The organism is Blautia hansenii DSM 20583 (assembly GCF_002222595.2).
Lineage (GTDB): Bacteria > Bacillota > Clostridia > Lachnospirales > Lachnospiraceae > Blautia > Blautia hansenii.
In genome coordinates, this window is record NZ_CP022413.2 from 210,765 (window position 1) to 223,664 (window position 12,900).

General features: G+C 34.5%; 16 protein-coding genes. 15 read left to right on the forward strand and 1 reads right to left on the reverse strand.

Annotation, left to right across the window (positions count from 1 at the left end):
- Nucleotides 1–112 precede the first annotated feature (112 nt).
- Together CGC63_RS01020 and CGC63_RS01025 are read left to right on the forward strand one after the other, a co-directional pair.
- Nucleotides 113–1,033 carry a ParM/StbA family protein gene (locus CGC63_RS01020; protein WP_233447355.1) on the forward strand — a complete coding sequence of 307 codons (921 nt, stop codon included), beginning with the start codon at nt 113–115 and terminating at the stop codon, nt 1,031–1,033.
- 15 nt (nt 1,034–1,048) lie between these two features.
- Nucleotides 1,049–1,414, forward strand: coding sequence for a stage III sporulation protein AF (locus CGC63_RS01025; protein WP_227219350.1), 366 nt, complete (start codon nt 1,049–1,051; stop codon nt 1,412–1,414).
- Nucleotides 1,415–1,557: 143 nt separating this feature from the next.
- Here CGC63_RS01025 and CGC63_RS01030 read toward each other — a convergent pair whose 3' ends face one another.
- Nucleotides 1,558–1,908 carry a helix-turn-helix domain-containing protein gene (locus CGC63_RS01030; RefSeq protein WP_004223831.1) on the reverse strand — a complete coding sequence of 117 codons (351 nt, stop codon included), beginning with the start codon at nt 1,906–1,908 and terminating at the stop codon, nt 1,558–1,560.
- A 395-nt stretch (nt 1,909–2,303) separates the two neighbouring features.
- Between CGC63_RS01030 and CGC63_RS01040 the strand changes: the two genes are divergently transcribed.
- The 13 genes from CGC63_RS01040 to CGC63_RS01100 all read left to right on the forward strand — a co-directional run bounded on the left by CGC63_RS01040 (nt 2,304) and on the right by CGC63_RS01100 (nt 12,890).
- Nucleotides 2,304–2,750, forward strand: a complete 447-nt coding sequence (locus CGC63_RS01040) for a sigma-70 RNA polymerase sigma factor region 4 domain-containing protein (RefSeq protein ID WP_004223827.1) — start codon at nt 2,304–2,306, stop codon at nt 2,748–2,750.
- On the forward strand, nt 2,747–2,935 hold the full coding sequence (locus CGC63_RS01045) for a helix-turn-helix domain-containing protein (RefSeq protein WP_004223825.1): 189 nt from the start codon (nt 2,747–2,749) through the stop codon (nt 2,933–2,935). Before CGC63_RS01040 ends, CGC63_RS01045 begins: the two co-directional genes overlap by 4 nt.
- Before the next feature lie 186 nt (nt 2,936–3,121).
- Nucleotides 3,122–3,304 carry a hypothetical protein gene (locus CGC63_RS01050; protein WP_004223822.1) on the forward strand — a complete coding sequence of 61 codons (183 nt, stop codon included), beginning with the start codon at nt 3,122–3,124 and terminating at the stop codon, nt 3,302–3,304.
- A 1-nt stretch (nt 3,305) separates the two neighbouring features.
- Nucleotides 3,306–4,034, forward strand: coding sequence for a LytR/AlgR family response regulator transcription factor (locus CGC63_RS01055; RefSeq protein WP_004223821.1), 729 nt, complete (start codon nt 3,306–3,308; stop codon nt 4,032–4,034).
- A gap of 112 nt (nt 4,035–4,146) precedes the next feature.
- Nucleotides 4,147–4,302 (forward strand): hypothetical protein, encoded by a 156-nt coding sequence (locus CGC63_RS01060; protein ID WP_004223818.1) that lies wholly within the window; start codon nt 4,147–4,149, stop codon nt 4,300–4,302.
- A 66-nt stretch (nt 4,303–4,368) separates the two neighbouring features.
- Entirely contained in the window at nt 4,369–5,427 is a 1,059-nt protein-coding gene (locus tag CGC63_RS01065; RefSeq protein WP_004223812.1) for a radical SAM protein, read from the forward strand.
- A 40-nt stretch (nt 5,428–5,467) separates the two neighbouring features.
- A complete protein-coding gene (locus CGC63_RS01070; RefSeq protein WP_242970503.1) occupies nt 5,468–5,896 on the forward strand; it encodes a helix-turn-helix domain-containing protein in 429 nt (142 codons plus the stop codon).
- A complete protein-coding gene (locus tag CGC63_RS01075) occupies nt 5,868–6,584 on the forward strand; it encodes a LytR/AlgR family response regulator transcription factor (protein ID WP_004223809.1) in 717 nt (238 codons plus the stop codon). The genes CGC63_RS01070 and CGC63_RS01075 overlap by 29 nt, the downstream gene beginning before the upstream one ends.
- Nucleotide 6,585: 1 nt before the next feature.
- Nucleotides 6,586–7,926 carry a sensor histidine kinase gene (locus CGC63_RS01080; protein ID WP_052530473.1) on the forward strand — a complete coding sequence of 447 codons (1,341 nt, stop codon included), beginning with the start codon at nt 6,586–6,588 and terminating at the stop codon, nt 7,924–7,926.
- Between the two features lie 138 nt (nt 7,927–8,064).
- Entirely contained in the window at nt 8,065–8,910 is an 846-nt protein-coding gene (locus CGC63_RS01085; RefSeq protein WP_227218293.1) for a zinc dependent phospholipase C family protein, read from the forward strand.
- A 146-nt stretch (nt 8,911–9,056) separates the two neighbouring features.
- Nucleotides 9,057–10,220, forward strand: coding sequence for a radical SAM/SPASM domain-containing protein (locus CGC63_RS01090; RefSeq protein WP_004223800.1), 1,164 nt, complete (start codon nt 9,057–9,059; stop codon nt 10,218–10,220).
- Nucleotides 10,210–11,892: an ABC transporter ATP-binding protein gene (locus CGC63_RS01095; RefSeq protein WP_004223797.1), complete on the forward strand. Its 1,683-nt coding sequence runs from the start codon at nt 10,210–10,212 to the stop codon at nt 11,890–11,892. The genes CGC63_RS01090 and CGC63_RS01095 overlap by 11 nt, the downstream gene beginning before the upstream one ends.
- Nucleotides 11,893–11,900: 8 nt before the next feature.
- Complete coding sequence (locus tag CGC63_RS01100) at nt 11,901–12,890, forward strand: S8 family serine peptidase (protein WP_235812408.1); 990 nt, start codon at nt 11,901–11,903, stop codon at nt 12,888–12,890.
- The last annotated feature ends 10 nt before the right edge of the window (nt 12,891–12,900 follow it).

A 12,900-nucleotide genomic window follows, 5' to 3' on the forward strand; every position in this document is an offset into this window, starting at 1 on the left:
ATGCATCTGTCTGTGGCAAAATTCCGCAGACAGAATTTTTTTGAAAAAAAGTTGCTTTGTACGGAAGTTCTGCGTACAAGAGAAGTATAAAGAAAAAAGGAGAGATGATTTTATGATAAAAAAAGTTCGGATTGCGGTAGACCATGGTAATAGAAATATGAAAACCTGTTCCCAGGTATTTACGACAGGGCTTACCATTCAGGATAAAAAGCCTGCCAGAGGGGAAAAGTTCCTGTTCTATGAGGGAAAGTATTATGTGCTGAGTGAAAATAGGATTCCTTATCAAAGAGATAAAACGCAGGATGATCGTTTTTTTATCCTTACTCTATTTGCAATCGTAAAAGAGCTGGAGGAAAACCCTCAAATTCAGCCAGAGGATGTCATTCAAGTGGATCTTCCGATTGGGCTGCCACCCAAGCATTATGCAGAACTTTGTGAACGGTATGAATCATATTTTAAAAGGCAAGGGAAAATCTATGATATCAATTACTGTGGTAGTACATATCATATCACTATTGGAGAGGTAATGGCATTTCCACAGGACTATGCGGCTATGATGACTATGATTGAAAAGCTACAGCAGATTCCCAAAGTAGTAGGAATTGATATAGGAGGATTTACTACAGACTATCTTCTGATGCGGAAAGGTAATCCGGATATGGAAGCCTGTGATTCCATGGAAAAAGGCGTGATTACCATGTATAACAAGATTATTTCCGGGATTAACAGTGAATATGATATTTTGTTAGAGGAAAGTGATATTGACAGTATCCTTCAGGGAAACACAGAGTTTTATGAAGAGGCTGTAGTCCGTATGACAGAAGGCATGGTGCAAGATTTTGTAAAGGATCTGCTGAACAGTATTCGAGAAAGAGGCATAGATACCAAAGCAGCATATACGGTATTTATTGGAGGCGGGGCAAAGCTATTGAGCCATTTCCTAGAACAATCAGACCGTCTGGGGAAATATACCTTTATTGAGGATATTTCTGCCAATGCCAAAGGATATGACAGACTGTTTCAGATTATGTAGAGGAGTGTGATTAATGTGGAGAAAAAGAATCCTTATAAATTCACACTTGGGTTTGATAAAACGAAACCAACTCATGTACGTGCAGTAGAGATTTTAAACGCCGTAAGGGATAAAGCCGACTTAATTGCATCAGCAGTGGTAACTCATATAGATGGCGGCAGAACAGAAGAAGGGGCTGTATTGAACCAAGAAGCTTTGCAGATTATGATGTTGGAATTGGTAAAGCAAGAAGTGGAAAAAGCAATGCAGAACTATTCTTCAAAACAGGAGAATGTTCAAGTGGAAGAAGAAATAGAGAAACAGAAGGTATCTGAATTTGTCCTTGCACCTGAAGTTGCCAAAAGCGTTAGAGATGCAATGAGTGCATTTAGAAATAGATAGAAAAGAAAAAAGAAGCATCGGATTTTGAGTGCTTCTTTTTTGTTGCACATTTATGCCAATTCACAGGAACCCCACAGATTTCGCACAGGTTTCTCACAGATTTCATCCGTATAATCAAAAGTCAGATATTGTCAGAAAAAGGCTTAATTGAGTGGATCCTTTTCTTTCAATGCAGAAAGAAGCCCACGCAAGGTGCGTAGGGCAATTTGCCGCTCATCTTCAGAGCAGTTTTGCAGTTCTTTCATAATCTGATAGGTAGTAGTGTCCGGTTCCTTTCGTTCATCCTGAACAGCTGCATCAATTGAAATATTCAGAAATTGAGCGATTGGGATTAAAGTTGCAAGTTCCGGATTGCCATTACAGGTTTCAATATCAGAAATGGTCCGGGTGGACACACCGGCTTGTTCTGCAAGTCTTGATTGTGACAGACCACGCCTTTCTCTTTCACTTCTTACCATATAGCCTAATTTTTTCTTGACAGTATCCATCAGCATCCGCATCACCTCACTTATTGTTTTATTTTATCGTAGATTGATAGTAAGAGAAACGCATTATAGTGCATGAAGATACGCAATATAATGTGAATTGCGGGGCAGGAGAACCTACAAAGGAGGAGCATCTATGCTGCAAGGAAAGACAAGGCACTTGTGTAATGATTCGTCAAAAAAATCTTGCTTTTGCAGGGGTGCCAAAAGGGTTATTTATATGCAGTATATGCGTTAATATATGAAGTCATCGTGCAGGATGATGCATGGGATAAGAAAGATGTCGAGCCAGAAGAAATGTGGTTCGGCGTTTTCTTTTACCAAAATAAAAATATCCTTCATAGATGCAGATCTCCACCTCTGAAGTTTGGAAACTTATTGATTTCAAATTTCGGAGGTAGAAAATGAAAGAAGAACAAAAATATCACGGATCTAAGACAAGAAATTATTTTACTGCGTACTTGTTGGCATCTATAAGAGGAAAAAGACTTCGGTATCTGGAAAAGCAGCAGAAAATATTATTTGCAGAGGAAAATCTGGAAGATAAAGAATTTACAGATACGGATATTTCGCCAGAGGAAAGGCTGGAATTGGAGCAGAAAGAGCGACTGCTCATGGAAGAAGCACAGGGGATTTATCCAGAATGGAATGGGATGACGGACATAAACCTTATGGAAGCCATGTTTTCTTTGCATGAGGAAGAACGAAAGCTTATCTATCAGCATGTATTTGAGGAACGTACATTTAAAGAAATGAGCATCTTGAATCAGATGCCGGAAGAACGGTGTAAAGGTGCATATTATTGGGCTATCCGGAAAATACGCAAGAGAATGGGAGGAAAGAAATCATGAATTTTAAAGAATTGTTATACCGGGCAAGGCAAGGGAATCAAGAGGCCATACTGGAAATATTTGAAATGTACCGGCCACTTTTAATTAAAAATGCTTTGGTAGAAGGGATTTTTGATGAAGATCTGTATCAGGAATTAACAGCAGAATTGCTGAAGTGCATACGGTATTTTAGAGATGTAGAATAGTATTATAGTAGTATAGGAAGAGGCGTGACTGGTAAGGTACGCCTCTTCCGTATATCATAGAGAGCTGAACGATAATAAAAGAATGTTGTGATTACCAAGTAGGCAATAAAAAAGGCAATCTATACAAGAAAACTAGACTAGTATCAATGAGGACATTTATTATAAAAAGATAAGGAGGATGTATTCATGGGAAGGGAACAGAATAAAAAGGGTTTAGATGAAATAAACAGAAATCATGATGAGAAACAAAATATAACGGAGAAAGAATGGGCATTATTAGAAAAATATAGAAATCTTTGTGAGGAAAATAAATTAACAATAGATATTTTGATTCAACGATTATTGACACATCAGAAAGGCAGGGAATAGGTTGATTAAAGTAGGATTGTGTGATGACATTACAGACTATAACAAAAAAATGGAGAACTATATAATACGTTATGGTAATGAAAACCATATAAAGGTTAAAATTACTGCATACGGAAGTGGTTCACAATTGTTATTAAACTTTCAAAAGAGAAAGTTTGACATAATTTTTTTGGATGTTTCTATGCCGGAATTAGATGGGTTTGAAACAGCAGAACGAATTAGAAGTATAGATGAAAATGTTGTAATAGTATTTTGTACATCCTTTTACACAATATCAAATGCAGGGAAAGGTTTTGAAGTGGATGCAGAGGATTTCTTATCAAAGCCATTATTATATAAAAAGGTAGAACACCTTTTAAATAAAGTATATAAAAAGAAATTGTTGTGTGCAGAGGAAAAATTATTTTTGAAGTGCCAAGATGGATTGATTACGCTACAGCTTTCAGATATAATCTACATACAGGTAAGGAACAAACTATTGATTCTGCATACGAATAAGGGAGAAATACAAAGTAGCCAAAGGATGAGGGAACTGGAGGAAAGATTAAGCCGAAAATTATTCTTCAGATGTCATAACAGCTACATAGTAAATTTTGATTATGTAGAAGGTTTAAAGAATGATAGTGTACTCGTTAAGGATAAGAATCAACAGTTAAAAGAGATTCCGGTGAGTCAATATAAAAAAGAAGAATTTATGAAAGAATTAGCTATTTATGTAGGAAATAGATAGATTGAATATTTTATGCAAAAAAAAAGTCGATTTAGACATGGAATGTTGATATATAGGAAAAAGCAGAGTATAGTTTGGACATACTTACTGATATTGAAAGGAGAGAAAGGATATGCAGGAAATTAAAACAACAGAGGAATATCAAAAAGAAGTGGAGATAACAGAAGAAGAAATAGAAAGTTATTCCGGCTGTTCAGAAAGAACACAGAGATGTTTAACTGATTGTCCCTGGCCGTTCCCAGGATCTTATATTAATGCAGCAAGCTAAATTAGAGAACCGCATACCTATCTGAAAAATGGATAGGCTGTGCGGTTACTTTTTTGGAGGAAAGAGATGTATACGATTACTTTAGAGGTAAATCAAATTTGTAATTTACGATGCGACTATTGCTATCTTGGAGAGAAAACAAATCAGATAATGCCCGAAGAAATTGCCTGTAAAGGGCTAGAAATAGCTTTTCTAAATGTAGAAAAGCATAAGGATAAAAGATTGTGGGTTGATTTTGTAGGAGGAGAAGCGTTAATTAGTTTTGCACTTTTACAGAAATTGGTCGAATATATTGAAGAGGAGGCTGCGAAACGAACAATTGCGGTTTCTTATTCTATTACCACGAATGGTACAATTATGAATAATGAAGTTTTGGAATGGTTAGTAAATAATAGAGTTCATTTAAAATTGAGCATAGATGGAACAATGGAAACTCATGACAGAAATCGCAAAACAAAACATGGTATAGGAAGTTATAGGAATATAATGCAGAACATAAGTTACTTTAGAGAGTACGAAGAGAGAACAAAACAATATATTCAGGTCGCTCATGTAGTTACTCAGAATAATTACTGGGAAGCTTTTAAGTCTGTTAAACATCTAGTAGAAGATTTACATTTTAGTATCGTAGATTCTTCTATAGATGTTACACATAGGTGGACTGTTGAGCAATTAGATAAATTGGGGCAGGAATGGGAAAATATTTTATGTTATTATATAAAGAAAAAAGAGAACGGACAAGCATTTTTGTGGGCACCAATATTGGATTTAAAAAAATATGGAGAAGAATACGTGAATTCCGGATTCTGTGGAGTGGGGTTAATCCAAATATATGTGAAAACAGATGGTGGGATTTATGGATGTGCAGCTAATTTAGAGTCTAGTGGGTGTTTAGGAGATGTGGAGAAAGGTTTCTCCGTAAGAAAAATAAAAGAATATCGGGAATTAGCAAACCAAAGTAATGCTTGTTTAAAGTGTAATATACATGCCAAATGTCAGAGCTGTAAATGTATTATGAACAATCTATCATACAGTAATCAGATAAATGGATATAATCCAGATATGTGCTATTTTGAAAAGAAAAAAATAACTTTATGGAATAAGTATGATAAAAAAATAGGATAAAATAAACTTGATAAATTAGTAAAAATGCGTTATTTTTATTATGAGACATCATAAATACTTGATATGTTGGTATTTGATTAAAATGATAGTAAAAGTGGTGATGAAAATGAACATAATTAGGAAGAAACGTAAGGAATTAGGAATTTCTCAAAGCGAATTAAGCGAAAAATTGGGAACCAGTCAGCAAACAATCAGTAGGATTGAGAAGGCGGGGATTGAAAACATACCTTGTAATCTTTTGATAAAATTGGCAGATATATTCCATGTTCCTATTGACATTCTTATTTATGAAGAACAGAATAATTTGTTTAGTTCACAGGGAGAAGAATTGTGGGAAATATATAAGCAACTCGATGAGGCAAATAAGACCACTTTGCTAACGCTTGGCAGAAGATTAAGTGAAGCACAAGTAGAAAATATGTTTAAAAGACAAATGGGTGATGAAAGTGATAAAAATAGCGATATGTGATGACGAAAAATGTTTTATAGATACAATAGAAAAAATGTTAAAAGTTTATGAAAAGAAAAATGAGCAGGATTTTATAATAAAAAAATATACTAAGCCATTGCAGTTAATGGAATCTTTAAAAGAAGAATTCCAGATTTTCTTTTTAGATATAGAAATGCCAGCTATGGATGGTATGGAATTAGTGGATATTATAAGAAAGCATGATGAAAAGTCAATTGTTCTTTTTGTGTCTTCGCATAATGAATTCCTGGGAGCTGGTTATAAGTATGACGTGCAAAATTTTATTACGAAGCCGATTACACAAGTCCAAATAAATTGTGAAATGAACCGGGCACTACGAAAACTGAATACATATGAACAGAGATATATTGCAGTAAAAAATGAAAAAGGTTATTTTAAACTATTTCTTTCAGATATCGAATATATTGAAACAATAAATCGGAAAGTACTGTTTCATTTAAGAAGTGGAAAGAAAGAAGCAGGATATTTTAAGATGAAAGATTTGGAAGAACGATTAGAACAGTTCTTCTTTGTTCGTTGCCATAACGGAATTATTGTCAATGTAGATTGCATAGAATCATTACATGATCTCACTGTAACACTTTATTCTGGAAACAAAATATATATTACACGTTCCAGAAAACAGAACCTTATGAAGAAAATGGCGGAACGGGGAGGAGCTGTTTAAGGTGCACGGACAAGTTATATTAAAAAACATATTTTCTGTACTCAATATTTTATTAATATTATATCTCATGCTCGGTGAAAGAAAAAGTAGAAGGTATAATGCTGTAAGGAGTAAGTATTCGTTAATTTTTTGCGTTGTGAGTTTAGTGCTTTTTAGAATGATGGCGAATGGAGCAGAACTACATATTGTATATAATTATGTAAGCATTATCATTATAGTTATGATTATAGGACATTTTCTATTCCAGTATAGTATAAAATATTGTTTATTACTTGGGAGCGTTTTCTTATCAGTTATACTTTTAGGTCAACTGATTAGTTGCATTTTTTTCTATAGATATAGCAGTGATGGAATATTAGCAGATCTGTCTGAAAAATATCAAATCCATATGATTTTGATTGCTGAAATAGTAATTATTATTGGAAATTTAGTAATAAAAAAGATTGTAAATAAAATCCCATTATTACTTTCTGGACTGAACGTTGTTACAATTATTATTCCGTTGTTTATCAATATAGTAGTAATGGCAATATGTGCGGATCAGTTATATAACGACAAAAGGATGATTGTTGACAATGTATGGTCAATAATAACTATTATAGCTGTGTGTATTGTGGTGTTTATGGGGACTGTTTGTAATATTGTTGTTCTTGAAAATTATTTGAATGTTAAAAAGATTGAGAATGAAAAGAACTTGCAGATTAGCGAGATGAGCTTACAATACGATTATTATATGAAACAATCCAATGATATGGAAAACATTAGAAAGATTTCTCATGATATTAAAAATCATTTGGAGGCATTAAGAGGGAATGTGGATTATCAACAGAAGCAAGAATACATAGATGGAATTGAAAGTAAGTTGGACATTTATCAAAGCTATTATAAAACAGGTAATGCATTTCTTGATAACCTATTACATGCAAAAAGACTGGAAGCTCTTGAAAAAAAGATTGAGTTTAAAGTATTTGCAGACTTTACACCATTTAAGCGAGTTAAAAATGAAGATCTATGTGTGATTGTCTCAAATACAATCGACAATGCACTACGAGAATGCCAACTCATGAAAGCGGATAATCCGAAAATAGAATGTTTAGTACAGCTAAAGGCTAGAAAAATAAAAGGATTTCTATCTATTATATGTGAAAACAGTTTGAGAGAAAGCCAGGCAGAAGCTTTACGTGGAAATTTGGTAATGGAAACATCAAAGGAAGATAAAAAAAATCATGGATTTGGAGTGAAGAATATTAAGCGTGTTGTGAGAGAATATGGGGGAGAGGTATCATTTAATGTGGTGGATGATATGTTTTCAGTATCGATTCTTATTCCTATCGAAGTATAGAATAATAAGTGGTATTTACGAAAGTAAGTATCACTTTTTTATATCCAAATACGGTAAAAAAAACGCAATTTAGTCAAATATTGTTTTCTTTTTTACATTAAGATGTAAGATAAAGAAAAAAGAAGAGGAGGCATGGGTATGCGAAAAAAAATGAAACTATTTATTGCCATGGTATCAGTGGGGGCTTTATTGGGAACGATGCCAGTTATGGCAGCGGAACAGCCAGAACTTCCAACAAAAGTGCAGGATATTGCGAATGGTTCTGATGAACTTTACGGGGAAGGAGTTCCGATTGAGCATGGTACAAATCCAGATGAAAGATTTTCGTCTGGTGGTGTAGATCATACACATCAGTATATTGTTGCAAACACACTTAAAATTCTGAGCAATGATAAGGGAAATAGTGCATTCAATGGTGAGCTTAACTCATCTATTCTTATGGAGGCAACCGACTGGCCGGATAAACTTGGAAATGAAACAGATGCAGGAACTTTTGCAGGACACTTTTATGATCCTGATACTGGAAAAAACTGGCTTGGTCAAAAATCTCCGACAGCTAGGACAAGAGCAGAGTCATATTTTCAGGCAGCAGTCAATGCGTATCGTGCAGGGGATGTACAATTGGCTATGTCAAACTTAGGAAAAGGCACCCATTATGTATCGGACTTAAACGAACCGCATCATGCATCGAACTTGACAGCAGTAAACAGCAATCATTCCGCTTTTGAAAAATATGTTGATAAAAACCGTAAATCTTACACAATAGCAGGAAATTCGTTTGGTTCCTCCGTATATACAACTGCATTAAATACATCAACAGGAGATTTGATGTATTCAGCAGCAAAATATGCGAAAGGGCTTGCGGCGGAGGCTCAAAAGGAAAGTTCCTATGATAGTGCAGGTAGAAAATCTGTACAGCATGCTATACAGACAGTAACACAATATATGTATAAATTTGGTAAGGAAGTTGGAATTTATAAATAATGTTAAAAAGATCTTGGTATTGAGAAATCAAATGCCAGGATCTTTTTAGAGTAAGCACTGAAATATATAAAATAAGCAAATTATATGGATAAATGCGAAAAGTTGGTTACAATTATTTTTAAAATACAAGCAAAGGAGAAATATTAATGTTTAGTTTTACGCTTTATATAACGACAGATTGTAACTTAAAATGCCAATATTGCTATGAGGACTATCATAACCACTATCAGTTGAATGAAAAAACACTTGTGGATTCTTTGGAGTTTATTATGAATTATGGGGATAGAGGGAAAGTTTTGATTGATTTTTTAGGCGGTGAGCCTTTGCTGAAGAAAAACTTAATTTACCAAGCAGTATCCTATATCAAAAATAATTATCCGGAAAGGGAAGTAAAGTATTATATTACTACCAATTGTTCCCTAATGGATGATCAGTTCATTGCATTTATGAAAGAATATCATTTTACAGTACGCCTCAGCTTTGATGGGAATAAAGAAACCCATGATTTAAACAGAATTGCAAAAGATGGAGTTTCTTGCTATGGCAAAATTTTTGAGAATATCATGAAGGTAAAGGATAGTGGATTGAATTTTTCTGTAAGAATGACAGTCACAGAAAATACCATTCCGTTTATGTTCGAAAATATCCGTTACTTGCATGAGCATAATCTGGATAACATCTGTATGATTATGGATGTATATTTAAAAATATCTGATGAGCTGAAGGTAAAATTTGAAAAGCAGGTGGGACAAATTTTGCAGTACTATTTGAATGAGGCTGCAGCGGGCAGAGTTTTTACCATTGATCAATTTGATGGAAAAATGTTTAATATGCTGTGTGATTTTGGGAACTGCTTTGGCATGTGCGATGCTGGAATTGGAAACTTTAAGGTATTTCCGAATGGTCAGATATACCCATGCGGATTTCTTACAAGTAATGAAAAATATTGTATAGGAAATATCAAGGAAGGTATCGACATAAGAAGGGCAAAATTAATAGCAATATCTAATTTTGATAAAAACGATCCGAAATGTAAGGGATGCACAATCCGAGATTTTTGTCATGGTATGAAATGTGGGTATATGAATTTTGTCAATACAGGGAAGATTAATGTACCATCGGATGCAGAGTGCATCTTTGAACATATCTTTTATAAGGCAATGGTACAAATTCTTGAATATTATTTACAGCAGCCGATTGAAATAGTTAGAGAAAAATTAGGCATGTATATAGACTATATCCAGGAGGAAAATTTAAAATTCAGTGAGTTTGGTGAGAAGATTGCCCAGAGGTTAAGCAATGAAAAGTAAAAAAAAACGCCCATATCTTGGATTTTTAAAAGAGTATGCTTTTAAGAAAAAGCTACTACCTTATTACATTTTAACGATAGCGATAATTGTGTTAACAGCTGGGGTTTCTTTGGTGCGTCCAGAGCTGCAGGGAAAAGTGATAGATGATTTGGGAAATCCGCATGGTACCAGTTTATCTGCATTTATGCTTCTTCTGGCGGTGTTCCTGGGAATGTTACTTCTAAACTACCTTATGAATTATGTACAGCGTTATGTTGTGGCTGTCATATCGGAAGAGATAGCAGCAGATATGCGACAAAAGGTAGAAGATAAATTATCAACAGTAAGCGTAAATTTTTTTGAGAAGATAAAGCTAAGTGACATTTTGCTAAAAGTGGATAAAGATGTTTCAGCAGTGAAACAATGTGGAATCACAAGCATTATTACACTGATTTCTAACATTGTTATCCTGGTAGTGGTTCCTCCGTATATGTTTTCTATCCATAAGGGAATTGCCGTATCTAATATTATCTTACTTGTCAGCGTTCCTTTTATCAGCAGAATACTAGGAAAATTGATACAGGAAACCAGTAGTCAAGTTCTGGAAGGATACAATAGTATCACCAGTGTGCTGACAAATACCTATGATAATTGGTTTATTACAAGACTCTTTCAATGTGGGCAATATGTGCATGATAGGTACTTTGAGAAAAACCAGAAATATAAAAAAGAGACGAATCGCCAGAATTTATTGTACATATTGAATACATCTACGATACTTGTAATTCAGTTTATTGGAACAGTCATAATTTGGGTAGTAGGTGCACAAGAAGTATTTAAAGGGAATATGACCATAGGTACCATTATGGCATTGATGAATTACCAGACAATTATTATGAATCCTATTATTGGAATTGCACAATTTGCTAACGAGTACCATACAGCCGTAGTTTCCTTAAAGGATATCAATGGTCTGCTTCAGTATCCGGATCAGAAACAAGGAGACAGAAAGAAAATAACAACAGTTAACAACATTTCCTTAGAAGCGATGAGTTTTTCTTATCCAGAGTCAAATAAGAAGGTATTTGACCGCCTCAATTTGAATTTTGAAAAAGGCACTCTTTACGGTGTTCATGGGAAAAGTGGACAGGGTAAAAGCACTTTGTTCAAAATTATAACAGGTGTGTATCAGCCGACAGAGGGAAAAGTAGTTGTAAATAACACAGATTTACAGGAATTAGATATTAACAGCTATTGGGAAAATACAGGATATGTTATGCAGCGTACACAGTTCTTCAATGATACAGTAAGACGGAACATGGGATTACTACATACTGTTTCGGAGGAAGAAATGGATATGGTGGCAAAGTGCTTGGATTTGTATGATGAAATGCATACTTTAGAAATGGTATGGGATACCGAGATAAAGATAGATCCATGCAATTTCTCAGAGGGACAAATGCGACGTTTGGATATTATGAGGAATATTTTGAAAAATTCACAAATTCTGATTTTTGACGAAGCGACAGCAAATATTGATGAAAAGCGAAGAGGGCGTTTTTATCAATTATTGCATGAATTATCAAGGGAGAAAATTATTATTTTTTCTACGCATAATCTGGAAGAATTGCGAGAAGCGGATATTATCGTGGATTTGGAAAAGATGCATATAAGGCAGGTGAGTGAAAAGTGAGGATAGGTGTGTTGGATTCCAATGGATCTTTTGATAATCCTTTTTTTCTGGATAAGAAAATTGTAAAAATAGACTGCAAGTGGAATGGTCAGGAATACAGTAAAGATACCTTTGGATTTACCCATGCGGAATATGTCTGTTCTTTTATTTTAAAGGAAAACCCGGAAGCGGAAATTGTTCTGGTACCCATTGTGAGGAAGAACAAAAAGAGTACGGTTCTGGATATGATAGAAGGTATTGAATTACTGATAGAGGAACAGGTAGATATAATTAATATGAGTATGGGAGATGAGTACAAGTATCACAAAGAAATCGAGGAAGTGTGTAGGGCAGCTATAGAAAAGGGGATTTTGATTGTGGCTGCATATTCCAATCAGAAAGCAGAAGCAACCTATCCAGCTTCATTCCCCTTTGTAATGGGAGTAAGATGCCTGGATATGGAAAAACCGGTACAAGTGCTTCAATATGATGAAAAGAAAAATGATGTAATTTTTTCTTGTGGGCTTTTCTTTTTATATCACTTAGGAATACCGGTTCTACATCCAGGAAATAGCCTTGCCTGTGCTGTGGTAACAGGCTATTTGAGTAACTATGAGAAACAGTATCAACAGGCAATTTTACAGTTTACTCTCAACACTTTGAATCACTATTATCCATATCAAACATTGAAGCAGAAACAATGTTATTTTCTAACGAACCGTATAGAAGAACCTTTAGAGCAGCGTTTCATACGGGAAGTTACGAGAACAGAGAGATGTGATACTTTTGAAAGTGGAATGGAAAAATTGAGAAATAAAAAAACAGCAGAGCAGTATCCGGTGCTATTTATTGATCACAACAATTATCAGGAAATATGTGAGTATAAAGAGAGAATCAGGATATATGCCATGGAACATCCGAAGACAGAAATTGTTTTGCGATATCCCTTATTTAATATGGTGGAAAGATTGGATTTCCAGAAGAAAACAAATAGAAATTTGAACCAATTTACAGTTTAGGAGGCAGGAA